Annotated in this window: 25 protein-coding genes; 5 read left to right on the top strand and 20 right to left on the bottom strand. The window is 46.0% G+C overall.

The features are described 5' to 3' along the window. Window position 1: 1 nt before the first annotated feature. The 6 genes from argB to MJ612_RS04730 all read right to left on the bottom strand — a co-directional run bounded on the left by argB (window position 2) and on the right by MJ612_RS04730 (window position 6,063). Window positions 2–796, bottom strand: a complete 795-nt coding sequence (gene argB, locus MJ612_RS04755; RefSeq protein WP_187029930.1) for an acetylglutamate kinase — start codon at window positions 794–796, stop codon at window positions 2–4. Window positions 797–881: 85 nt separating this feature from the next. Further along, window positions 882–1,835: a Rossmann-fold NAD(P)-binding domain-containing protein gene (locus MJ612_RS04750; RefSeq protein ID WP_187029928.1), complete on the bottom strand. Its 954-nt coding sequence runs from the start codon at window positions 1,833–1,835 to the stop codon at window positions 882–884. A 2-nt stretch (window positions 1,836–1,837) separates the two neighbouring features. Continuing rightward, complete coding sequence (locus tag MJ612_RS04745; RefSeq protein WP_187029925.1) at window positions 1,838–2,989, bottom strand: aspartate aminotransferase family protein; 1,152 nt, start codon at window positions 2,987–2,989, stop codon at window positions 1,838–1,840. 150 nt (window positions 2,990–3,139) lie between these two features. Then, on the bottom strand, window positions 3,140–4,150 hold the full coding sequence (gene argC, locus MJ612_RS04740) for an N-acetyl-gamma-glutamyl-phosphate reductase (RefSeq protein ID WP_187029923.1): 1,011 nt from the start codon (window positions 4,148–4,150) through the stop codon (window positions 3,140–3,142). Beyond that, complete coding sequence (argG, locus tag MJ612_RS04735) at window positions 4,132–5,343, bottom strand: argininosuccinate synthase (RefSeq protein ID WP_187029921.1); 1,212 nt, start codon at window positions 5,341–5,343, stop codon at window positions 4,132–4,134. Before argG ends, argC begins: the two co-directional genes overlap by 19 nt. 21 nt (window positions 5,344–5,364) lie before the next feature. Continuing rightward, on the bottom strand, window positions 5,365–6,063 hold the full coding sequence (locus MJ612_RS04730; RefSeq protein WP_187029919.1) for a GNAT family N-acetyltransferase: 699 nt from the start codon (window positions 6,061–6,063) through the stop codon (window positions 5,365–5,367). Window positions 6,064–6,583: 520 nt separating this feature from the next. Between MJ612_RS04730 and MJ612_RS04725 the strand changes: the two genes are divergently transcribed. Beyond that, window positions 6,584–6,871: a hypothetical protein gene (locus MJ612_RS04725; RefSeq protein WP_250419054.1), complete on the top strand. Its 288-nt coding sequence runs from the start codon at window positions 6,584–6,586 to the stop codon at window positions 6,869–6,871. A gap of 12 nt (window positions 6,872–6,883) precedes the next feature. Here the strand turns inward: MJ612_RS04725 and MJ612_RS04720 are convergent, their stop codons facing one another. Continuing rightward, entirely contained in the window at window positions 6,884–8,134 is a 1,251-nt protein-coding gene (locus MJ612_RS04720) for an aspartyl protease family protein (RefSeq protein WP_250419053.1), read from the bottom strand. A 252-nt stretch (window positions 8,135–8,386) separates the two neighbouring features. Here MJ612_RS04720 and MJ612_RS04715 point away from each other — a divergent pair, with 252 nt between their 5' ends. Beyond that, window positions 8,387–9,013 (top strand): carbonic anhydrase, encoded by a 627-nt coding sequence (locus tag MJ612_RS04715; protein WP_187029917.1) that lies wholly within the window; start codon window positions 8,387–8,389, stop codon window positions 9,011–9,013. A 16-nt stretch (window positions 9,014–9,029) separates the two neighbouring features. On the opposite strand, the gene MJ612_RS04710 is transcribed toward MJ612_RS04715, so the two are convergent. After that, window positions 9,030–9,953, bottom strand: a complete 924-nt coding sequence (locus MJ612_RS04710; protein ID WP_187029915.1) for a universal stress protein — start codon at window positions 9,951–9,953, stop codon at window positions 9,030–9,032. A gap of 130 nt (window positions 9,954–10,083) precedes the next feature. Beyond that, entirely contained in the window at window positions 10,084–10,893 is an 810-nt protein-coding gene (locus MJ612_RS04705; RefSeq protein ID WP_187029913.1) for a metallophosphoesterase, read from the bottom strand. 207 nt (window positions 10,894–11,100) lie between these two features. Between MJ612_RS04705 and MJ612_RS04700 the strand changes: the two genes are divergently transcribed. Continuing rightward, entirely contained in the window at window positions 11,101–11,667 is a 567-nt protein-coding gene (locus MJ612_RS04700) for a TetR/AcrR family transcriptional regulator (protein ID WP_187029911.1), read from the top strand. A gap of 33 nt (window positions 11,668–11,700) precedes the next feature. Next, the gene (locus MJ612_RS04695) at window positions 11,701–12,567 is read left to right on the top strand and encodes an alpha/beta fold hydrolase (RefSeq protein ID WP_187029909.1); all 867 of its coding nucleotides are present in this window, start codon (window positions 11,701–11,703) and stop codon (window positions 12,565–12,567) included. A 67-nt stretch (window positions 12,568–12,634) separates the two neighbouring features. Here the strand turns inward: MJ612_RS04695 and hisIE are convergent, their stop codons facing one another. From hisIE to hisH, 4 genes are all read right to left on the bottom strand, one after another. After that, the gene (gene hisIE / locus MJ612_RS04690) at window positions 12,635–13,240 is read right to left on the bottom strand and encodes a bifunctional phosphoribosyl-AMP cyclohydrolase/phosphoribosyl-ATP diphosphatase HisIE (protein ID WP_187029907.1); all 606 of its coding nucleotides are present in this window, start codon (window positions 13,238–13,240) and stop codon (window positions 12,635–12,637) included. A gap of 184 nt (window positions 13,241–13,424) precedes the next feature. Then, window positions 13,425–14,183 carry an imidazole glycerol phosphate synthase subunit HisF gene (hisF, locus tag MJ612_RS04685; protein ID WP_187029905.1) on the bottom strand — a complete coding sequence of 253 codons (759 nt, stop codon included), beginning with the start codon at window positions 14,181–14,183 and terminating at the stop codon, window positions 13,425–13,427. Then, a complete protein-coding gene (gene hisA, locus MJ612_RS04680) occupies window positions 14,177–14,899 on the bottom strand; it encodes a 1-(5-phosphoribosyl)-5-[(5-phosphoribosylamino)methylideneamino]imidazole-4-carboxamide isomerase (protein WP_187029903.1) in 723 nt (240 codons plus the stop codon). Before hisA ends, hisF begins: the two co-directional genes overlap by 7 nt. Next, window positions 14,896–15,477 carry an imidazole glycerol phosphate synthase subunit HisH gene (gene hisH / locus MJ612_RS04675; protein WP_187029901.1) on the bottom strand — a complete coding sequence of 194 codons (582 nt, stop codon included), beginning with the start codon at window positions 15,475–15,477 and terminating at the stop codon, window positions 14,896–14,898. The genes hisA and hisH overlap by 4 nt, the downstream gene beginning before the upstream one ends. 313 nt (window positions 15,478–15,790) lie before the next feature. Between hisH and MJ612_RS04670 the strand changes: the two genes are divergently transcribed. Further along, complete coding sequence (locus MJ612_RS04670; protein ID WP_187029899.1) at window positions 15,791–17,839, top strand: S9 family peptidase; 2,049 nt, start codon at window positions 15,791–15,793, stop codon at window positions 17,837–17,839. Between the two features lie 183 nt (window positions 17,840–18,022). Here MJ612_RS04670 and MJ612_RS04665 read toward each other — a convergent pair whose 3' ends face one another. From MJ612_RS04665 to MJ612_RS04635, 7 genes are all read right to left on the bottom strand, one after another. Next, window positions 18,023–19,033 (bottom strand): bifunctional 3-deoxy-7-phosphoheptulonate synthase/chorismate mutase, encoded by a 1,011-nt coding sequence (locus MJ612_RS04665; protein WP_187029897.1) that lies wholly within the window; start codon window positions 19,031–19,033, stop codon window positions 18,023–18,025. Next, window positions 19,030–19,812, bottom strand: a complete 783-nt coding sequence (gene trpA, locus MJ612_RS04660) for a tryptophan synthase subunit alpha (protein WP_187029895.1) — start codon at window positions 19,810–19,812, stop codon at window positions 19,030–19,032. The genes MJ612_RS04665 and trpA overlap by 4 nt, the downstream gene beginning before the upstream one ends. After that, window positions 19,802–20,992, bottom strand: coding sequence for a tryptophan synthase subunit beta (gene trpB, locus MJ612_RS04655; protein ID WP_187029893.1), 1,191 nt, complete (start codon window positions 20,990–20,992; stop codon window positions 19,802–19,804). Before trpB ends, trpA begins: the two co-directional genes overlap by 11 nt. Before the next feature lie 127 nt (window positions 20,993–21,119). Then, complete coding sequence (locus tag MJ612_RS04650; protein WP_187029891.1) at window positions 21,120–21,752, bottom strand: phosphoribosylanthranilate isomerase; 633 nt, start codon at window positions 21,750–21,752, stop codon at window positions 21,120–21,122. After that, entirely contained in the window at window positions 21,749–22,564 is an 816-nt protein-coding gene (trpC, locus tag MJ612_RS04645) for an indole-3-glycerol phosphate synthase TrpC (RefSeq protein WP_187029889.1), read from the bottom strand. Before trpC ends, MJ612_RS04650 begins: the two co-directional genes overlap by 4 nt. 44 nt (window positions 22,565–22,608) lie before the next feature. Then, window positions 22,609–23,619: an anthranilate phosphoribosyltransferase gene (gene trpD / locus MJ612_RS04640; RefSeq protein ID WP_187029887.1), complete on the bottom strand. Its 1,011-nt coding sequence runs from the start codon at window positions 23,617–23,619 to the stop codon at window positions 22,609–22,611. Window positions 23,620–23,702: 83 nt separating this feature from the next. Then, window positions 23,703–24,266 (bottom strand): anthranilate synthase component II, encoded by a 564-nt coding sequence (locus tag MJ612_RS04635; protein ID WP_187029885.1) that lies wholly within the window; start codon window positions 24,264–24,266, stop codon window positions 23,703–23,705. Between the last annotated feature and the right edge of the window lies 1 nt (window position 24,267).

Below are 24,267 nucleotides of genomic sequence, written 5' to 3'. Positions count from 1 at the left end.
GTTATACTTCCAGCGCTATAGTTGTTCCGGCACTTTTACCTTCGGCCATTGCCAGCACATCTTCAGACTGTCCGATCTTTACGATACTTACGCCGCTTTGCAGTGTAGCAAAAGCATTGTCCAGTTTCGGTAACATACCGGCAAACACTTGTCCCTTCTCCTGCATCTCTTTATACTTGTCCGGCGTCAGCAACTCAACTATAGATTTATCATCCGCAGCATCTTCCAGTACCCCTTTCTTTTCGAAACAATAAAGCAACTGCACGCTATACTTCTGCGCCAGAGCTATTGCCAAAACAGAAGCTACGGTATCTGCATTGGTATTAAGTAGTGAGCCATTGCCGTCGTGCGTAAGTGGAGCTACAACAGGCGTAAAACCAGCCTGCAACATGGCATTCAGCGCCTGTACGTTTATACTTTCAGGGCCTTTTACATCGCCTACAAAACCATAATCAATCGTTTTAACAGGGCGCTTTTCGGCTTTAATGATGTTGGCATCGGCACCGGTTAAGCCAATAGCATTGCTGCCCAAAGCCTGTAGTTGTGCTACAATATTTTTGTTTACCAAGCCGCCGTATACCATCGTAACCACTTCAAGGGTTTCAGAATCTGTAATGCGGCGACCGTCTACCAGTATTGGTTCGATGCCCAGCCGCTGGCCAATGGCCGACGCTATTTTACCGCCGCCATGCACCAGCAACTTAGGACCAGTTACTGCCGCAAAATCAACCAGAAAACGGTGCAGCAACCCGGGATCATCAATGACGTTTCCGCCAATCTTAACTATAGTCAGCATATTATTAGGGATTCAAGACAAAGGACCCAAGACTTTAAACCAAACTTAGATATTAATCTTATGTCCTGTGTCTTTAATCTTGTGTCTATTTCAAAGATTCCAGCATGCGCTTAAGTACTGCCTGAGCAGCATAAGTGCGGTTATTAGCCTGCTCCAGTACCAGTGAGTTTGCTCCGTCCAGGATCTCGTCGCTTAGCTCTACGTTACGGCGTACCGGCAGGCAGTGCATTACTTTGGCATTGTTGGTTAGAGTCAGCTTTTCGTTGGTCATCATCCAGCCTTCACCATCTGTCAGCACCTTGCCATACTGCTCGTAGCTCGACCAGTTCTTTACATATACAAAGTCAGCATCTTTTAGCGCTTCATCCTGGTTGTGCAGTACGGTAGAGCCTTTTGTAAATTCATCTGCTAGATCGTAGCCTTCCGGGTTTGTAATTACCAGTTCTACATCGGCCTGCTGCATCCACTCGGCAAAAGAGTTAGATACGCATTGCGGAATCGATTTCACGTGCGGAGCCCAGGTTAACACTACTTTCGGCTTCTTACCAGCTGGTTTTTGTTCGGTTATAGTTACCAGGTCGGCAAGGCTTTGCAGTGGGTGGCGCGTAGCTGACTCCAGGCTTACAACCGGAACATTGGCATAAGAAATGAATTTGTTCAGTAGGTCTTCGCTGTAGTCTTCTTCTCTGTCCTGCAGTTTCGGGAACGAGCGGATGCCGATGATATTACAGTACTGGCCCATTACAGCAGCAGCTTCCTTGATGTGCTCAACCGTAGTTCCGTTCATGATGGCACCATCCTGCGTTTCAAGTGCCCAGCCTTCTTTGTCCAGGTTCATTACCAGCACGTTCATGCCCAGGTTCTGTCCGGCTTTCTGCGTGCTCAGGCGCGTGCGCAAACTCGGGTTAAGGAAGATAAGACCAAGCGTTTTATTTTCGCCCAGCGATTTATACTTATATGGATTTTCTTTCAGGTGCAGCGCTTCTTTTACTAATGAAGAAACATCAGTAACATCGTGCACAGAAGTATATTTTTTCATAGTTATAGTTGTGGTTCCAGCTTGCAAAGTATAGCCTCGAACGATGTTAAAAACTTGTCTTCTTCGCGGGCTCCCATGCACAATGGCGGCAATAAACGCAGCGTATTTTTATCAGAAGATGAGCCAGTGAAAATCTGGTACTTCTCAAGCAACTCTTTTCGAATTGGGCCACAAGGTTCTTCCAGCTCCACTCCTATCATCAAACCTAAACCACGTACTTCGCGCACGTTTGGTAGCCTTTCGATCTCGTGCAGTAAGCGGTTGCCAAGCAGTTTGGCATGTTGTATCAGTTGTTCTTTTTCAAGCACTTCCAACACCGCGATACCGGCAGCGCAAGCCAGGTAATTACCACCAAAAGTAGTACCCAGCATGCCATGTTTCGCTTCAATATCCGGGCTGATCAATACACCACCAATCGGGAAACCATTGCCCATCCCTTTAGCCACCGTAATAAGCTGCGGCTTCACATCGGCGTATTGGTGTGCAAAGAATTTACCTGAGCGGCCATAACCCGACTGCACTTCATCCAGAATCAATAAAGCACCAACTCTTTCGCAACCAGCAGCTAATGCCTTCAGGAAAGTTGTATCAGGAATATGAACTCCGCCTACGCCCTGTATACCCTCCACAATTACAGCCGCCAGCTCAGAGCCATACTTGTTAATAGCCTGCGCAAACGCATCCAGGTCGTTTAAAGGCAGGAAAATCACATTCTCTGTTTCGTTTACCGGTGCTATGATAGAAGGATTATCGGTGGCGGCAACGGCAGCAGAAGTACGGCCATGGAAGGCTCCTTTAAATGCGATGATCTTTTTGCGGCCTGTATGAAAAGATGCCAGTTTGATAGCGTTCTCGTTGGCTTCGGCGCCAGAATTGCATAAGAACAAACCATAATCAGGGTATCCACTTAGCTCTCCGAGTTTAGCAGCCAGTTCTTCCTGCATCGGCATTTGTACCGAATTAGAGTAAAAACCGATATCATAAAGTTGGCGGGCGATGCGTTTTACGTAGTGCGGGTGGCTATGCCCGATAGAAATTACAGCGTGGCCGCCATACAGGTCGAGGTATTTGGTGCCTTTGTCGTCCCAAACGTAGCAGCCCTGGCCACGCACCGGATTTATATCAAAGAGAGGATAAACGTCGAAGAGGTTCATGGTTTATACTTTAGAATTAGATGTAAGAAGTAAGACAATAAAGGAAGTACTCTACGTACATATGGCTAATTGTTGGTTGTTGTATTGTTAATTGTTCACTTTCTGCTTTTGCCCTTGCTCGCACCCCGCGAGCGGGGGCTATTTCAGGCGTTAAAATCCTGAAGGTTTCAGTTTTAATCCGGCAGTTTCTTCCAGACCAAAAAGCAGGTTCATGTTCTGCACTGCCTGGCCCGATGCACCTTTCAGCAGGTTATCGATCATGCTGGTGATCACAAGCATCTCGCCCTGTTTCTCCAGGTATAAAATGCACTTGTTTGTATTTACTACCTGCTTCAGATCCGGTGTAACCGGGCTCAGCGCCACGAACGGGTGTGTACTATAATAGCTGCTATATAGTTGTTGTGCTTCGTCTATAGTCAGGCCGCAAGGCAGGTAACTGGTGCAAAGTATACCACGTGTAAAAGGACCACGATAAGGCACAAAATGGATTGCTGGTAATTCCTGCGTTGGCTGCAATTCGTTCAGGCTGCGACGGATCTCATTCAGGTGCTGGTGGTTAAGCACTTTATAGTTGGAGATATTACCACTGCGCCAGCTGTAATGCGATGTCGGGCTCAGGCTCTGCCCTGCTCCGGTGCTACCTGTAATACCACTTACATGCACTTCTTCGGTAATCAAACCTTTAGATGCCAATGGCAGCAATGCCAGTTGAATGGCTGTAGCAAAACAACCCGGATTAGCAATGTGCTGTGCCTGTTGTATACTCTCGCGGAGCATTTCCGGCAAACCGTAGGTAAATGCTCTACCAGTAGTGTCTATAGTTTGAGCTTTACCAGCTTCCCCATTCCAACGGAAATCCTGGCTCAGGTCGATGATCTTTATACTTTCAGCAAAGTTGTTTTCAGCTAAGAATTTCTTCGCTTCGCCGTGACCAACACACAAAAACAGCACATCCACTTCCTGCTCAAATGAGTCGCTGAAGTATAGTTCAGTTTCACCTAACAGATCGGCATGGGCAGAATAAACAGGCTTGCCTGCCTGGCTTTTGCTGTGCGTGAAAACCAGCTCTACATTCGGGTGATTCAGCAACAGGCGCAGCAGTTCGCCACCGGTGTAGCCGGCACCGCCAATAATGCCAGCCTTTACTTTTCGGTTACCCATGCTGCCGTGGTATTGTTAACGTTGTGGTATAGTTTGGTCTGGTTACCGAATATCTTGGTAAAGCCTTTCACATCGTCGGCTGTCCATGCGCGGTTCATTTCGCCGTAGCTGCCAAACTTGTCGCTCATCAGATCATGCTCGCTTTCTATACCTTCTACCTGGAAACGGTAAGGCGCCAGTAGCACATGCACTTTACCGGTTACGGTTTTCTGTGTGCTCTCCAGAAAAGCTTCGATATCACGCATGGTTGGGTCCAGCAGTTGGCCTTCGTGCAGCCAGTTACCATACCAGGTTGCTAGCTGGTCTTTCCAGTATAGTTGCCATTTGGTAAGCGTGTGTTTCTCTAGTGTGTGGTGCGCTTTGATGATCACCATTGGTGCAGCAGCTTCAAAACCAACGCGGCCTTTGATGCCGATGATGGTATCGCCAACGTGAATGTCGCGGCCTATAGCAAACGGTCCAGCAATTTCCTGTAAGCGCTGAATTACCTGTACCGGGCTCTCAAATACTTCATCATTTAACCCAACCGGCTCACCATTCTGGAAATGTATAGTTACGCGCTCCGCATCGTGTTTTGTAAGCTGTGTAGGGTAAGCATATTCAGGCAATGGCAGGTGTGATGTGAGTGTTTCCTTTCCGCCTACTGATGTACCCCAGATGCCTTTGTTGATTGAGTATTGTGCTTTGGTGAAGTCCATCTCCACTCCATGTTGGCGCAGGTATACGATCTCTTCCTCACGCGATAGTTTCATGTCACGGATCGGCGTGATGATCTCCACATCTGGGATGATCGCCTGGAACACCATATCAAAACGAACCTGGTCGTTACCAGCGCCTGTGCTGCCGTGGGCCACATAATCTGCCCCAATGTTTTTGGCAAAATTGGCTATACTTAGCGCCTGTGTAACACGCTCCGCACTTACCGACAACGGGTAGGTATTGTTCTTCAGCACATTGCCAAAGATCATATACTTGATACAGCTTTTGTAGTAGCTTTCCTTCTCGTCAAGATGTGTGAACTGCTTTACACCCAAGGCATAAGCACGGCGCTCAATCTCCTGAATTTCTTCCGCAGAAAAACCACCGGTATCTACTAAAGCCGCATAAACTTCCAGCCCCAGTTCCTGCGACAGGTAAATAACGCAATAAGATGTATCCAATCCGCCGCTAAAGGCTAACAAAACTTTCTTCATGATTTTTATACTTTGATGGCCTTATGAGGCTTGCTTATTTTCGTCTTTATCCTGATCTGGTAATTGCATAGGTTGAATCGATAAACGCTGACGGTATCGTACCCAACGCTCCTGCAAACTTGTAGCTTTAGCAGCAGGCTTTTGCTCCGCCACTGGCAATGGAATAAAAGTCGGTTCCTGCGCCGGGTCGAAGAGCATGGCCGTGCATAGGCAATTGCTGCGGTTCTTGCTCGTCAGTATCGGGAAGTTCACACAACTCTGGCAACCTTTCCAGAAATCTTCATCATCTGTCAGTTCAGAATAAGTAACCGGTTTGTAACCAAGACCTGAGTTAATCTTCATAACCGCCAGAGCAGTTGTCAAACCAAATATCTTGGCATCCGGATACTTGGTGCGGGAGAGCTCAAATACTTTCTGTTTGATCTGACGAGCCAGGCCACTTTTGCGCAGCTCCGGCGACACGATCAGGCCAGAGTTGGCCACGTATTTTCCATGTCCCCACGTCTCAATGTAGCAGAAACCGGCCCACTTGCCATCGGGGTGCAATGCAATTACGGCTTTACCTTCCGTCATTTTCAGGGCAACGTACTCCGGTTTGCGCTTGGCTATACCGGTACCCCGTGCCTTGGCAGAAGCTTCCATTTCATCGCAGATAGTTTGCGCATATCCCACGTGACTTTCATTTGCCACAGTAACTATAAAGGTGGGTAAATTGGTCATTTAAGTATAGAAAATATACGGTCTGGCTGCGCTAACAGCCAGTTAAGCAAAATTTTGAATGTACAAATGCCTTGAGCTGCCTTTCGAAAAAGCTGAGCTTACACGCATTAAAACAGGAATAAACGATGGTTGGGAAGCAAGATCACCGCATAGGTGATCAGATAGAACGTCGGCCTAGGGCCTGAGCCTGAAATTGGAAAAGGTAATCCTAAAAACTGCCCTGCATACGCGGGCAGAAAAAGTCGCACGCTTCGTAGCAGCGTGTTTTATCGTTGGCTTAGCGCCAGATAAAAGGACCTTTTTTTTCATTTCTTAATTTAAATGTAAAACAGCTTGAGCGTTTAAATACTGCTAAAGCCGTGCAAATGTTTTCATTAAAAAATTTATTAAACAACATTCCGCCCAAAATTCAATTAAAAATTATACATCATATAAATTTGTTATAGTTAATACATGCTACAGCTATAGTTATATTGGCATTGCCTGTTTATAGCTTAACTTGCAGCATTTCTGTTTTAAGATGATGAAAAACCTGAACCTGCCGGTCATGATCGGCATCTTATTTTCTGTGATTGGACTGGTTACACTTTTCCTGTTCGGACAGGCACTAACGGCTGCAATCTGGCTCAGTTTCGGGAACGGTCTCCTGTTAAGCAACCTTCGCTTCAGCAGTGTAAATGAGTTTGGTGATGTAGAAACTAAACCCATTCCTAAAGCCAGGATGTATACCGGAATTTTCCTTATCATAATGGCGGGTATTTTGCTTGTCCTGCAAATTCTGCAGGATTTTCAGCAGGTCTCCAAATAGAGACTTAGTTTGTCAGATCCTGTTTTGTAAGGTTAAACTTACTTTATAAGGTTTCAAGTCCCGCTTAAAGATGAGACGCAGCTGCTGGCCCGGCCTTCCGTCCAGGTAATTGAGTATTCTGTTTAAATCCAGATCTTTACAGTCCTGCCCGTTTATAGATACTAGCTGGTCCCCAACCTCGATGCCTTTTTCTTGCGCTGCGGAATTTTTAGACACATTTGATACCACATAAACATTTATGCCCGGCATAGGAGTGCTTACTTCAAAACCTGCAATGTTGTAACTAAATGGTTGTTTATACTTCCCATTTGGGTACAGGATGAGTCTGTTGTGTGGGTAATCGAATATTACATTAAATCGCTTTAAAATATCTGAACCGAGGTTACCGTTTCGGTTAGCCACATTTAGCGCAAGCCTTATAGCTTCTTCGTCAGGATATGATGCTGGTAAATCAGTAAAATCATATCGTCCTAAGGACATACCATCTATTCTACCAATTTTTCCGTGTATGTCGCCACTAAGTCCACGTCCTAAGTAAGCTTCCATCACTTTAGGAGGTAACTTCAGTTTTTCATGGGTTGGCAGGTATAACGACAGGGAGTGGCTGGCACCTGTATCTACTACCAGTTTCACATTTAAAGAGTCGCCGTTATACTGCCTGACCTTTGCAAAAACATATGGTTTGCAGTCTTCAATATGTAGTTGATGAACTTCTGCTTTTTTGTTTATCCTGATCTTGGCATCGGGTCTGTAGAGCGTAATAACCTGGGCACTGTAATTAATCTTAACTATAAAGTTTTTAAAGATATCATAGCCTATTATACCATGTATGGGCATTCCCATTCGGGTGGAAAGGTTAAAAACATCTTCCAGCAATACATATACCTCCTGATTCTCGCCCCTGATATGTTTTAGTTGCATGCTGTTACTTCTGGAGATCAATGCTTCCATGGTATAGCCCTCTCCTAGCCCTTGCACGGTAATCTTAGTAGAGTTGTTTAAACTAAGCGAGTCAGTATAATCCAATTTAGTGATAAGTGTACTGTTTACACCAGAATCAAGTATAAAATTAAGAGGCTTAGAATCATTGATAGAGACAGGTATGACGATCAGGTTATGCGCCAGTTTGAAAGGAATCTTAAGCTTTTTATGATTATGTGTAAAGTAAGCTGTATCAACAGGAACAGATTGCCCTTGTGCCCCTATTATTACAAGGAAGCACTGCAGCAGACAAAGCAACATTGGGTAAAATGCTTTTGTCATATCGGGCAGGTTTAGCTACTTATTACATTTAATGATAATATACGTAATATCCTGATTATAATCAAATTAATTAAAACTAATTACAATGGCGTATATTGTTTTGTAGAGTACAAAGCATCTAAAACTGAAGGTACATTAACTTAGTAATGAGGTAGTAGAGATGAACAAACCTATACCTGCTAAGATTATCTTGTCTATCTTTACAGGCTAGCTACGCTTAATTGTATGCTACTTTACTTTAACTAAAAGCCCATGCACTACCACGAGTACGATGATCTAATAGCCAATAACAAGAAATGGGTAGCCGAAAAGCTTGAACTGACACCTGAGTATTTCAAGCAGCTGGCACAGGGGCAGAAACCTCCTTTTCTTTATATCGGATGCTCTGACAGCAGGATGCCAATTTCCAGCTTCACCCAGACAGAGCCCGGCGAACTTTTTATACATCGTAATGTAGCTAATCAGGTATCGCTGACAGATATGAACCTGCTAGCTGTGCTGGAGTATGCTGTAGAAGCGTTGGATGTGCAACACATTGTAGTTTGCGGGCATTATTGCTGTGGTGGTGTAGAGGCCGCCTACAAAGGAACAGCTACCGGCGTGGTGGAGAACTGGGTAAGCCCTATCCGCGATATATACATGCAGAATCGCCAGGAAATAGATAACATGCCAACAGAAAAAGAACGGCTGCAAAAACTTGCTGAACTTAATGTGCTGGCACAGGTTAAAAACATCTGTACTACTTCGGTTATGCACCGCGCTTACAAGACATTAAAATACCCTACTGTTCATGGTTGGGTACTGGATATCGAAAACGGTTTAATTAAAGATCTTAAACTACCGATCAGTGAGTGGCAGGCGCTGGGTATAATGCCATAACTTAAGCGTTTATAATCTATCCGATCAAAGCATCTACAAACCCTAGGCTTTCGTTTTTCTTTTTGAATATGATCAACGGAATTTCAGCATTATAACGAATTACTTTTTCAGTTACGCTGCCCATAAGAAACAGAGAGGTTGCGGATAAACCACGAGCACCTATTACCAGAAGATTCGCTTTGGCCCGTTTTGCTTCCAACACCAGCACTTCGCCCGTATCTTCCGGTATGTTCTTTCTTACAAGTTTCAGATAGGCTCTTTCTTTTAATTCAGGAATTTGAGTGAGCAATTTTTGATATTTTTCTTCTGCAAACCGACGAATCTGTTCTTCAAATAAATCGTGGGTTATACCTAAAGTAATATAACCTGAAGGTACTTCGTATACATGCAGGCAGATGATCTCAAGTTCAGGAAGCATCTTCGTCATCTGTAAGATGTAGCGTATTGTCATCAAGGAGTATTCAGAGAAATCAATACTTACTACTATTCGGTTTAATTCCGGCGATGCTATTTCAGGCACAAGTACCACACTGGTTTTACCGGAGTGCACCAGTTTATGCGGTAAAATTCCGCTCCCGTGAAGCCGAAGCTTTCTACCACAAACAACCAGGTCAATATCTTTTTCTTTAATTAATTTTAGGAGTTCTTTTATAGGTGAGCCATCTGAAATCTGTACATCTGTCCGTACCTTGTTATTGCTTGACATATAAAGACGCACCAACTGCTCCATTTCTTCTATGGGGAACTCTGGTTCACTGGTATTTTCTGTTATATTCAGGTTCTTTAGAACTTCCATAGGTATTTCCTGACGCCGGCGCACATGTACAAAATGAACCTTTTCTATGGGCATCAGCGAACACAAGAAGGCAGTATAGCAAACCAGCACTTCGTCCATTTTGGTATGGTCTAAGGCTACCAGCAGGTTTTTCAGCTCATCCATAATTATGTAGATTTATCTGACAGAATACCGATCATAAGAGGTTTGATACCTGATAATTAAGGTACGTTGACAGAATACAATAGTGTACTTAAATCAGAATTTATTTATAACCCGGTGCTAACAGTTCTATTTAGGCACTAATGTTATGTTGCAGGAATGGCCGAACAGGTTCAGCATATACTTTATGAGCCGGAACAGAAGTAAGTATATGGTCAGGGTAAGTGAGTGAAGTTAATTTACCACCAAATACGCAACCGGTGTCAATGTTAATAGTGTTGTTACGCCAGTTAGGTTCCTGAACAGGTGTATGACCGTACACAACTATTGCATGTCCGGTATAATTCGCAGCCCAGTCCAGCCGTACAGGCAAACCCATTTTATCTAATTCTCCGGTTGTTGGTCCATATAAACAAAGATCCCGAACCGAACGATTATGGCTACCGTGCAGGTGCTCCGCTAAGCCGGCATGGGCAATTACCAAGCGGCCATCATCCAGCAAAATATGATGAGGTAACGACCCTAGAAAACTACGGATACGCGCTATAAATTCAGCACTACAATGGCTTAATTGCTCCATTGTATGTTCCAGTCCATGCCGTACCTGCACATTTCTTCCTATAAGTTTGCGGTATAATTTATCGTCATGGTTTCCACTTACACAATAAGCTTGGTTGGCATCAACCATATCCATTACAAGTCGCAATACTTCCTGAGATTTAGGGCCACGGTCTACTAAGTCTCCAATAAATATAGCTTTATGTTTAGCAGGCGGGGTGACAGTATAGCTATTAGTAGCATCATCAAATAAAATATGATAGCCTAGTTTTTCAAGCAGTTCTTTTAGTTCATCAAAACAGCCGTGTACATCCCCGATGATATCAAAGGGGCCACTCTCATCGTTATGAACCAAATATCCGCTGATGTCCTTAATCTGAACCATCTCACACAAATTTCTCTGTCAGACTTAGATATAACTGAAAACAGGCCAGATAGGTTTGTGTTAAACTAATGAGATTGAGATGTTTTGAGTATACGCATTCTGAAAGGTTCTATAAATAAAGTCACCAATCTCATATTTCCTTACCTATGACCGCAACTTACATAGATAAAAAGATAACTTTGCTGTTGAACAAACGTTCATTCATATATGAAATTAGAAGTAAACCAACGTAGAGAAGCGAGTAAAAATTTAATAATTGAAACAGCCCTACAGCTATTTTCTCAAAAGGGGTTCGATAAAACATCAATCCGAACAATAGCTGAAACAGCAGGAATTTCGCTTGGCCTGATGTATAATTATTTTAAAAGTAAGGATGAACTTCTTGTAGAAATATTTAAACAAGGCTATGAAGACATTAAAGCTTCATTGCTAAAAACAGATAATGATCAGACTCCACAGACAAGTATAGAGCACCACATCCGCCAGACAATTAAGATCCTGAAAGAGAAAAAGGACTTCTGGAAGCTGCTACACGGGATAAGAATGCAGTCGGAAGTGGTAAAGCAACTGGTGAACCAGATGAATGAACAAACCTCTTTTATTAAAACACAGATAAAAAAGAATCTGGTTGAAGCCAGTATCCCATTTCCTGATCTGGAGGCTAAACTTCTTTTTGCTTCCATTGACGGAATGGCTCACCATTTTTTGCTCTATGACAATTACCCAATTGACGACGTAGCTACCTTGCTGATAATGAAGTATAAAAAGCACTAATGTGCCGCTCTGCTAACTAAAAAATACAGAACTATGAATTCTCCTAAATGGCTTGATCGTATACTTTACCCGTTCGCGCACCACACGTTGCAGTTGCCACAAGGCAATATGCATTATGTAGATGAAGGGACTGGCGATGCCATAGTTTTTGTGCACGGAACGCCAACTTGGTCTTTCTTGTGGCGCCAGCAGATAAAGCGGCTAAGCAGAACCCACCGCTGCATTGCCCCCGATCATTTAGGTTTCGGCTTATCTGATAAACCAACTGAGATGGATTTTGCTTACACACCCGAGGCCCATGCCGATAACTTGGAACGATTAATAGACCATCTGCAACTGAAGAACATTACGCTGGTTGTGCATGATTTCGGAGGCCCGATAGGTTTGCGTTACGCCCTGCGCCACCCTGAGAACGTGAAGAACCTGGTAATACTGAACACCTGGATGTGGAACCTGGAAGAAGAAAAACAGATGATGAAAGTAAGCAAATTCCTGAGCGGAGGTGTGGGTCGTTTTATGTATTTGCAATTAGGTTTCTCGCCACGTTTTCTGCTACCCAAAGGCTACCACGAGCGCAAACACCTGACTAAGGATGTGCACAATCATTACCTGAAGCCATTTACTTCGCCGCAAGCCCGGTTAGGTACCTGGAAATTTGCAGTGGCATTACACGACTCTAACGCATATTTTGCCGAATTATGGGAGCAACGTGAGAAACTACGAAGTATAAACAAACTTATACTTTGGGGCGAAAAGGATAAACTATTGCCGCTGCATTTTCTGGATAAATGGCAACAGGAATTTCCGGAGACAAAAGTGATAAAGTATAAAGCAGGCCATTTTGTGCAGGAAGAACGTGGAGGCGAAATAGCCGAAGCGATACAGCGATTTATTGGTTAGGTATAAAACAAAAACAGCGTCAAGTATAACTTATACTTGACACTGTTTTACATAATAGTTCTACTCCTTACTTCTTGTGTCGCTCCTGCAGCACGGCCACCACATCAGCTAGTTCTAAGCCAGTGGCAGCCAACAACACTAGTAGGTGATACAACAAGTCAGCAGCTTCGCCTTTCATGGTATCTAGTTTTCCTGCTACCGCATCAATAACAGTTTCTACAGCTTCCTCTCCTACTTTCTGGGCTATTTTGTTTACGCCTTTCTCAAACAGGAAATTTGTATAAGACCCTTCCGCCGAATTAACTTTACGCTGCTGGATCACATCTTCCAGTTGGGCTATGAACTGAATGGCCTTTGCTCTTCTGGAGGCGTTTTCTTCACCAAAGCAGCTGGTTGCACCGGTATGGCAGGTCGGGCCGTTGGGTTTCACTTTGATCAGAAGCGAATCGTTGTCGCAATCTTCGGCTATACTTATCACCTGCAAGGTGTTGCCGGATGTCTCGCCTTTGGTCCAGAGGCGGTTTTTGGTGCGTGAAAAGAATGTTACCAGTCCCTCCTGCTGCGTTTTTTCCAGTGCCTCCTGGTTCATGTAGCCCAGCATAAGCACCTGGCTTGTCTGTTCGTCCTGTATCACAGCGGGCACCAATCCACCCATTTTATCGAAATCTAACATAGTTAGAAAGTTTAGAAGTTAGAGAGTTAGAAAGTTATACTTCCTTCTGACCCTGGCGCGAGAATTCATCTCGTGCCTACTGTGTATGCGAGTTTCCAGACTCGCTTATTTTATAGTTTACAATAGTGAGTCTGGAGACTCACGCACACTTCAAGTCACCGGAAAAATTCCGGCGCCAGATATTTTATATCCTCACATCCACTCCCTGCTTTTTCAGGAACTGCTTCAGGTCTGGTATCTCCAGTTCGCGGAAGTGGAACAGGCTGGCTGCTAAAGCGGCGTCGGCGTGTGCTTTATTGAAAGCGTCTGCAAAGTGCTGCATGTTGCCAGCACCGCCAGAAGCGATAACCGGAACAGAAACAGCCTCTGAAACTACTTTTGTGATGTCCAGTGCGAAGCCTGCTTTGGTACCGTCGTTGTTCATACTTGTCAGTAGAATTTCACCGGCGCCCAGTTCAACCACTTTTTTTGCCCAGTCTACAGTTGCCCATTCTGTTTCCACGGTGCCAGCGCGGGTATATACTTTCCAGCCGGTGGCTTCTGTATACTTAGTGTCGATGGCAACGGTAACGCACTGGCTCCCGAATCGGCTCGCCAGATCTTTAACCAGATTAGGATTCTTGATAGCAGCTGAATTGATGGATACTTTGTCAGCACCGGCCTGCAGCAGCAGTTCAACATCAGCAACCGCACTAATGCCACCGCCAACTGTGAAAGGAATATCGATGTGGCGGGCAATATCGCGCACAAGTTCGGCAAAGGTCTTGCGCTCTTCGTTGGTGGCGGTAATATCAAGGAAAACCAGTTCGTCAGCGCCCTGTTCTGCATACCATTTGGCCAGCTCCACCGGGTCACCTGCGTCGCGGATGTTCTCGAAGCGTATGCCTTTTACGGTGCGGCCATCCTTTATATCAAGGCAAGGAATAATGCGTTTGGTTAACATAGGAATTGCTCTAAATCTTTTAATGAAATGGTGCCTTCATAAATGGCTTTGCCAATGATAGCACCTTTAACCCCGATCTCCTGTAGTTGCTCCAGGTCTTCTACTGTGGTAACGCCGCCGCTGGCAATAATACCGGCTTCCGGTAGTGTCAGTTTCAGATGACGGTAGGTATTGATTGATGGTCCCTGCAATTTACCGTCTTTGCTCACATCGGTGCAGATAAACAGCTTGGCTCCCGTTTTCAAATAACCTGAGATGAAGTCCTGCAACGGGTATTTGCTCTCTTCGGTCCAGGCGCTGATGGCGATGTTGGTGCCTTTAAAATCTGCCCCGATGATGATCTTGTCCGGGCCATACTTTATTAACCAGTTCTTCACCGTTTCCGGTTCACGCACCGCTATACTTCCGGCTGTAATCTGCGCGGCTCCAGCGTCAAATGCCTGCTTCACCGCCTCATCCGACTGAAGTCCACCACCAAAATCTATGGTTAAGCCTGTGTTGGCCGCTATACTTTCCAGTACTGCCAGGTTCACCGGTTTCTTGGCACGCGCACCATCGAGGTCTACTAAATGTAGGCGTTTGATACCACTTGCTTCAAAACGTTTGGCTACCTCAAGTGGGTTGCTGTCGTAGGTGGTTTGCTGTGCAAAATCGCCTTCGGTGAGGCGCACGCACTGGCCGCCGATTATGTCTATCGCTGGGATGATCTCCATCATAGGGCTAAAAAATTTTTCAGGATTTGAGAGCCGGCAGGTCCGCTTTTCTCTGGGTGGAATTGCGCAGCATAGAAGTTTTTATAATGTAAGGCAGCCGAAAAAGGCTCCGGGTACGAGGTCTGGGCAATGGTATACTCCGAAAGAGGCACGTAATAACTGTGCACATAGTAGGCATACTCGCCTTCGTTTATACCTGCAAAAAGTGGCGATTGCAGCTTCTCCAGTTGGTTCCAGCCCATGTGCGGTACTTTCAAGTCTGTTTCGAAACGCTTAACCGGCAGCGGAATAATACCCAGAAGATCGGTATTGCCTTCTTCAGAATGCTGGCAAAGCAGCTGCATGCCCAAGCAAACACCAAAGAATGGCTGCTCCAACGTCGGCAACAGCTTCTCCAGGTTGCGGGCTTTCAGCTGGGCCATGGCCGATGACGCTTCGCCTACGCCCGGAAAGATCACCTTGTCGGCAGACTTTATAGTTTCGAAGTCGCAGCTCAGGGTGGCATTTATTCCCAGCCGTTCCAGCGCAAACATCACCGATTGCACGTTACCTGCCTTGTAATCAACTATAACTAAGTTCATGTTAATTAATTACGAATTAATAATTACGAATTACGAATGAGTGCTGAAGTATAAATCCTGATTAATCCAAAAACAAAAAAGCCTGACTCGTTTCGGAGTCAGGCTTTTGGATATATTGAATTTATACTTCTAGCAAATCCATAGGCTATTGGCTCCGAAACTGTTGCTTCGTGCATGATGATGGTGCATATGAGCCATTGTGCCTTTCATTGCTGCAAATATAAGACAAGTATAGTTCAGGAACTACAAAATCTTGCAATCTCTTCGCTTAAGTATAATTTCAGAATACAGCCAATTAAGTTACATTTGAAGTATGAAAAAGACATTGATACTGGCTGGCGTGTTTGCTGTAAGTATAGCGCAGGCACAACAGCGCATGACTCCGGAACTGCTCTGGAAGCTGGGGCGCGTTTCGGCTGAGACGGTAACGCCCGATGGCAAATCAGTTATTTACAGCGTTGGCTATGTAAATATGGAAGAAAACGGCAGTGAGCGCAACCTCTACCGTATTCCTGTTTCTGGCGGACAAGCCACGCAGATCACATCAGCGAAAGGTGGCGAAAGTATAGTTAAAGTAGACAAGGTAACAGGCGATATCATTTACCTGCACAAAGGCCAGCTGTGGCAACTAACAGGAGGTAAAGGCGAGCCAAAGCAACTGACAAACCTTGAGGGCAGCCTGAGCAACGTGCGCTTCTCGCCAGATGGAAAGCATGTTATGTTTACGCGCGAGGTAGAAGTGAAAAATGTGCACAGCACCGATATTTACCCTGAGCTGAAGAAATCAAACGCTTACGTGTACGACGACCTGAACTACCGCCACTGGGATACCTGGGAAGATGGTAAGTTTCAGCACGTTTTCTTTGCCCCTTACAACAATGGCAAGATCGGCACGGCTACCGACATTATGAAAGATGAGCCTTTCGATACGCCGCAAATGCCGTTTGGTGGATTGGAAGACATGATCTGGAGCCCGGACAGCAAAGCTATACTTTATGTAAGCAAGAAGAAGTTCGGCAAAGAATACGCTGTAAGCACCAACACGGATATTTACCGATACGACATAGCCACTGGCAAAACAACTAACTTTACCGAAGGCAATATGGGCTACGACAACGCTCCTGCCTTTTCGGAAGATGCTACCAAGCTTGCCTGGCTGGCGATGGACGAAGACGGTAACGAAGCCGACCAGAACGACCTGATCATTTCCGACACCAAAACCGGACAGAAGTATAACCTGACCAAAGACTGGGATGAAACTATAAATTCCTTTACCTGGAGCAAAGATGGCAGCAAGATCTGGTTTGTAGCGCCAACTAAAGGTACGATCCAAATTTTTGAAGTATCGCTACCGAAAAACCTTGGCAAGTTCTCGGCTAAAAGTATAAAGCAGCTTACCAAAGGGCAGTTTGATATTAATGATATTGCAGGCCAGTCAGGTAACAGCCTGATCGTGTCGCGCGCTGACATGAACCACGCTGCAGAACTTTACAGAGTAGACCTGAAATCTGGTAAACTGACGCAACTGACCAATGTGAACGACGCGATCTACAGCAAGCTTTCACTGAGCAAAGTAGAGCCACGCGTTACCAAAGCTACCGATGGCAAAGACCTGTTCTCGTGGGTAGTTTACCCTCCGGATTTCGACCCGAACAAGAAGTACCCGACACTGCTTTACTGCCAGGGTGGTCCGCAGTCGGCGCTTACACAGTACTACTCTTACCGCTGGAACATGCAATTGATGGCTGCAAACGGATATATTGTGGTGGCACCAAACAGACGCGGCATGCCGGGTCACGGCGATGAATGGAACCGCCAGATCAGCGGCGACTGGGGCGGACAAGCCATCCGCGATTACCTGACTGCCATTGATGATGTTGCCAAAGAAAAGTACGTTGACAAAGACAGACTGGGCGCTGTGGGTGCCAGCTACGGCGGTTACTCGGTGTTCATGCTGGCTGGTCTGCACGAAAATCGCTTCAAAACCTTTATCGCACACGACGGCTTGTTTGACATGCGCAGCTGGTACGGCACTACAGAAGAGCTTTTCTTTGCTAACAACGAGTTGAAAGGCCCGTATTGGGAAACCAAAGCCCCTCAGGCTTACAAAGAGTTTAACCCGATCGAGCACGCCAACAAATGGAACACCCCAATCCTGATCGTTCAGGGTGGGCAGGACTTCCGTGTAGGTATTGAACAGGGCTTACAAGCATTCCAACTGTCACAGCTGAAAGGCATTAAGAGCCGCCTGTTATACTTGCCAGACGAGAACCACTGGGTACTGCAACCGCAAAACGCGATTGTATGGCAGCGTGAGTTCTTTAAATGGTTAGACGAAACGCTGAAACCAGCCAACAACTAAAGTATAAAAGCCCGGTGCTGTTAAGTACCGGGCTTTTTATTTGTGTGAGACTGTTCCCTTGAGGAAAACTTAAAGCGAGAGCTTTAGAGTTGCGAGCATTGCTCAATAGGGGTGTAAATCCAGTTGTAAAAGTCACCTGCTAAATTAACACCCCTCTAACTCCCCTCAAGGGGAGAGCTCTCTTTAGAAACTCTCCCTTAAAGCATAAGCCTGGCGCATACGTCGGATCAGCCTTTCCGATTCTTTAAAATTTAACGTCTGCTGACCATCTGAAAAAGCTTCCTCCGGCTTCTGGTGTGTTTCGTAGATCACGCCATCAGCCCCTGCCATTACAGCTGCCAACGACATTTCTTCTACATAATCGCGCAAGCCGATACCATGCGAAGGATCAACTATTACCGGTAAATGTGTTTTAGCTTTCAGCACTGGCACTGCATTCAGATCCAGCACATTGCGGTAGGAATTTTCATAAGAGCGAATACCACGCTCGCACAGCATAATCTTTTCGTTTCCGTTTGAAAAAATATACTCTGCAGCCTGCAGCAGTTCCTCCAGCGTACCGGAAATTCCTCGTTTCAATAGCACAGGCTTCTGCGCCGCACCAAGAGAATCCAGCAGGTTAAAGTTCTGGCTGTTGCGGGCTCCTACCTGGAACACATCCACATAATCGATCATGTCTTCGATCTGCGATACCTGCATTACTTCGGTAATGATCTTGATCCCATTCTCACGGCAAATGCGGTGGAACATCTGCAAGCCTTCCAGCCCAAGCCCTCGGAAAGCATAGGGCGAACTACGCGGCTTGAACACGCCCCCACGCATGATCTTCACGTTGTTTTCTACCAGGTGCTGCACCACCAGCTCAATCTGCTTTTCGCTTTCGATGGAGCATGGTCCGGCCATAATACTGAACTGACCTTCGCCAATCACCACGCCATTACCTAAGTCAATGCGGGTTGGTTCAACTTTCCACTTGCGAGAAATCAGTTTATACTCATCCGACACGCGGTGAATGTCTGCCACGCCGGGCAGCTGACCAATCGTGCGGATATCGAAATCTTTCTTGCCTATACCTACAATGTAATGGCCTTCCTGCGTCAGGACTTCATTGCCTTTAAAGCCGACAGCTTTTATCTGCTGCAGGATATTTTCTTTCAGTTCAGCAGGTATACCTTGCTGCAATTGTATGATCATACTTCTTGTTTAATGCTCTGGATAAATGTCTGGATGTTTTGTTCTAGGCTACCTTCCTGTGCCAATGCTTTGATAAAGGCACTGCCAATGATAGCGCCGCGTGCGTGGTTGCAGGCTTGCGAAAACGTATCGCGGTTATGAATGCCGAAGCCGATCATGCCCGGGTTCCGAAGCCCCATCTGTCCTACCCGCTCGAAATAACCTGTGTTAACCACAGCATTGCCGTTCGTGCTGCCCGTTACCGACGCAGAGGAAACCATGTACACAAAGCCATTGGTGTGGCTGTCGATCTCACGAATGCGCTGCTCCGGAGTTTGTGGCGTGATCAGGAAAATTTTGCTCAGGTTATTCTGCTCAAACAACTCCTTATACTCCCGCACATAATCTGAAAGCGGCAGGTCCGGCAGGATGATTCCATCTATACCGATTTCTCTGGCTTTCTGGCAGAAGCGCTCCACGCCATACTGCATAACCGGGTTCAGGTAGCCCATCAGCACCAGCGGAATCTGAGTGTGCTTGCGAATGTCTTTCAACTGCTCAAACAGCTTTGGGATGGTCATGCCATTACGCAGGGCAACTTCGCTGCTTTGTTGTATGGTAGGTCCATCGGCCAATGGATCAGAGAAAGGCATACCTACCTCGATCAGGTCAACGCCATTCTTTTCCAGCTCCAGGATGATCGGAACAGTATCTTCTAAGTTCGGATAACCGGCTGTAAAGTATAGCGACAGCAATCCCTGCGGCTTCTGTTCAAAGAGTGTCTTTATTCTATTTCCCATGGAGCTCAAATCTGTCTAAGTAGGTGGTTAAATCTTTGTCGCCGCGGCCGGAAAGGTTCACAACTATAGTTTCCTCAGGCTTTGCTCCTATTCTGCCAAGTGCTGCCAGGGCGTGGGCACTTTCCAATGCAGGTATGATTCCTTCTAACCTTGTCAGTTCCAATACGGCCTGCAGTGCTTCGTCATCGGTTATACTTTCAAAAATGGCTCTTCCAGACTGGTGCAGGTGCGCGTGCAGCGGACCTACGCCAGGATAATCCAGACCCGCCGAAATAGAGTAAGGCTCCGTTACTTGTCCGTCTTCTGTCTGCATAAGCAAGGTGCGGCTGCCGTGTATAATACCTTCTCTGCCTAGTACCGACGTAGCTGCCGACTCACCGGAATCTACACCCAGGCCAGCTGCTTCCACGGCAACCAGTTTTACCTTCGGCGTATCAAGGTAATGGTAGAAAGCGCCTGCTGCGTTGCTGCCACCGCCCACGCAAGCCACCACATAATCCGGGTTCTCGCTGCCGGTTTTTTCCTTCAGCTGTGCTTTTATCTCTTCTGAAATAACTGATTGAAAACGCGCCACCATGTCAGGGTACGGGTGCGGACCGACAACCGAACCGATGATGTAATAAGTATCTTCCGGGTTGTTGATCCAGTCGCGGATGGCCTCGTTGGTGGCGTCTTTCAGGGTTTTGCTTCCACTTGTAGCAGGCAATACAGTAGCGCCTAACATTTTCATTCTGGCCACATTAGGTGCCTGACGTTGAATGTCTACTTCACCCATGTACACGATACACTCCAGCCCCATCAGCGCACAAACTGTAGCCGTAGCCACGCCATGCTGACCAGCACCTGTCTCGGCAATAATGCGTTTTTTGCCAAGTCGTTTTGCCATCAGCACCTGTCCAACTGTATTGTTGATCTTGTGCGCACCAGTATGGTTCAGGTCTTCGCGTTTCAGGTAAATGTTAGTGTTATACTTTTCAGAAAGACGCTTGGCAAAGTAGAGCGGTGTTGGCCGGCCTACATAATCTTTCAACAAATTCTGCAGTTCTGCTTGGAAATCCGGCTCTGCCATGATCTTCAGGTAATTCTGGCGCAGCTCCTCCACGTTCGGGTACAACATTTCTGGTATGTATGCACCACCAAACTTGCCATAGAAGCCGTTTTCGTCAACTTTATAGTTCATAATCAGACGTTAGATTTTAGACGTTAGACACAAGACTAATTTGTAGCTATTGTCATTTATACTTTTTGTCATTTCGAATGGAATGAGAAATCTGACTCAGTTCTCTCTTATCGTTGAGATGACAGTTTTAACTCTTCTCTTTAATAAGTTTAATCAGCTCCTTCACTTTCTCTACATCCTTCACTCCGGGCTCCAGCTCAAAACCGCTGTTTACATCCAGCGCAAAAGGCTTCGGCCAGATTCTTTCAAATTCACGGCTTTTCAGGTTTTCCAGGTTCAGTCCGCCGCTCAGGAAGTATGGCTTATCAGATAAGTAACCTTTTAGTATTTCCCAATCGAAGACTGTTCCGTTACCGCCGTAATTATTTCCACGGGTATCGAACAGGAAAAAGTCGCAGTTCCTTTCGTAGAGCAGTACATTTTCAAAAACAAAGCTATCATCTACCGAGAAGGCCTTTATAATTTCTAAGCCAGCTTCTTGCAATTCTTTGCATTGTCTTGGAGTTTCTCTCCCATGCAGCTGTATTACCTCCAGATTATACTTTCGGGCTGTGTCCAGTATAACTTCAGTGGATTCATTCACGAAGACACCTACCTTTTTTATACTTGACGGCAGTTCGGCTAATAGCCCTGGAGTTATAGTTCCTTCACAATAGCGTTTGGATCCTTCGTAAAAGATGTAGCCTATGTAATCCGGCAAAAGCGCTGAGATCTGCTTCAGGTTCTCCGGCTCGCGCATGCCGCATACTTTTACTTTCATACTACCTGTGCTTTAAGCTCCTGTAACTGGCGCAGTTCTTTTACAAAAGCAGCGGCAGCACGCTCAGGACGGCTGTCGGTCATAAACGTCTCTCCAATCAGGAAGCCGTTGTAGCCAGCCTGCTGCAACTCAACCACTGTTTTCGCCTGACTCAAGCCACTCTCCGAAACTTTAGTGATACCAGCAGGAATGTACTGCGCCAGTTCAAACGATAAGCCCACATCTGTCTTAAATGTTTTCAGATTTCGGTTATTCACGCCAACTACCGTTACAAACTCGTTCAGAGTCTCGTCCAGTTCTTCCTTATTGTGTACTTCCAACAATACCTCTAAACCAAATGAGCGGGCAAAAGCAGCCAGTTCTTTCAGACGAGCAGGTTCCAGAGCGGCTGCGATCAGCAATATGGCGTCGGCACCAATTGATTTTGCCTCAACGATCTGGTATTCATCAACCATAAAATCTTTGCGCAGGATTGGACAGAAATTATACTTGCGGGCTGTTACCAGGTCTTCGTTCTTGCCTCCAAAGTAGTTGGTATCGGTAAGGATAGACAAAGCCGAAGCGCCTGCCTGCATGTACCCAATAGAAGTGCGCTCCACCGATACGTAAGGATGGATATCGCCTTTGGATGGGGACTTGCGTTTGATCTCGGCAATGATCCCGCTTTTGTCCGGGCGCAACAGGTAGCGCTCCAGCGACAGGCAAGGTGTCTCGAAGTACAGGCTTTTCTCCAGCAGCTTTACCGGGTATAAGTCTTTGCGTTCAGCTACTTCTTTGTATTTATGGGCAATGATTTCGTCGAGTATGTTCATGTCTTTTGATTTGTAAATTAGGAGATGTGGAGATATGAAGATGATCAAGCTTCCACAAAATTCTTATCGTTTATAAAGCTGTTAAATAACACGTAAGTTTTTCCTGATTCCAGCGTTTCTTTAGCTAGCAAAACAGCTTCCACAGGATTGAGTTCAGGTCGGGCGCATTGTATAGCCATTCCGGCGTTGGCGGAAACTACGGCAGACTGTGCAGATGTTCCTTCACCTTTCAGTACCTTTAAAAAGATCTCCGCCGATTCGGCAATGCCTTCTCCCCCTTTGATCTGCTCGTGCTGCAGGCGCGGCAAACCAAGTGCCTCTGCGTCCAGCAAGGACTCCTGGTTATCAGAGATGACTTTAAACGGACTGGTCAGAGAGATCTCGTCGTAGCCATCCAAAGTATGGATAATGCTGTACTTTACATCGGGCTGCTGCTGGTACAGGTAACTATACATGCGGGCAAGCTCCAAACTGTAAACTCCCACCATCTGCAGTTTCGGGAAAGCCGGATTCACCATTGGACCGAGCATGTTGAAGAAAGTTTTCACTGCCAGATCTTTCCGGATCGGCCCCACACTCTTCATGGCCGGGTGAAACAGCGGCGCGTGCAGGAAACAGATGTTATACTTGTCTATACTTCGCTCCAGCTTATCGATGTCTGTAGTAAACTTTATACCCAGTGCTTCGAGCACATTGGAGGAACCGCAGGACGAAGACACACCATAATTACCGTGCTTGGCTACAGGTATACCATTGGCAGCCACCACAAAAGATGACAACGTGGAAATATTAAACGTATCCTTGCCGTCACCACCCGTACCGCACAGATCAATAGGGTTATAAGCCGACAAGTCTACGCGGTGGCAAAGGTCCAGCAGTGCATTCCGGAACCCTTCCAGCTCCTCCACGGTAATGCTGCGCATCATGTACACCGTTAAAAAGCTAGAGATCTGGTTCTGGTTATATTTGCCGCCTGCAATATTTACCAGCACTTCCCGCGCCTGCTCTTTGCTCAGCGTTTTATGTTCAAATAGGTGATTGAGTATTTCTTTCATGTTGCTTACATTTTGTCATTTCGAGCCAGAGCGATAAATCTTATACTTTCCAATTCAGATCTCTCCTATCGTCAAGATGACAGTTAAGCCATTAACCAGTTCTTGATGATCTCCTTACCATGCTCGGTCAGCACTGATTCCGGATGGAACTGAACGCCTCGCACATTATATTCCTTGTGGCGCAGCGCCATGATGTTCCCAGTTTCATCTACTGCTGTTGGCACCAGGCACTTGGGTAATTCCTGCTCTACCAGCCAGGAGTGGTATCGGCCGGTGTTAAACTGATTTGGCAGGTTCGTGAATAGTGGTTCCTCCTCGCATACCACACGAATTGGCGTAGCTACGCCGTGCCATACTTCGTTGCTGTTAAACAACTTGCCACCGTATACTTCACCTATTGCCTGATGTCCTAAACACACACCGAACAGGCTTTTCGTTGGTCCGAACTTGCGGATAATCTCTTTCAACATACCAGCTTCGTCGGGTATTCCCGGACCGGGAGAAAGCATGATCTTGTCAAAACCTGCTACTTCTTCCAAAGTCGTTTTGTCGTTGCGACGCACCGTTACATTAGCGCCTAATTCCTGCAGCAGGTGTACCAGGTTGTAAGTAAATGAGTCGTAATTATCGATTACCAGAACGTTCATA

Origin of the sequence: Pontibacter deserti, from assembly GCF_023630255.1 — a bacterium.
Lineage (GTDB): Bacteria > Bacteroidota > Bacteroidia > Cytophagales > Hymenobacteraceae > Pontibacter > Pontibacter deserti.
The sequence above is the reverse complement of the archived record's forward strand: the minus strand, read 5'-3'. Positions and strand labels throughout refer to the sequence as shown.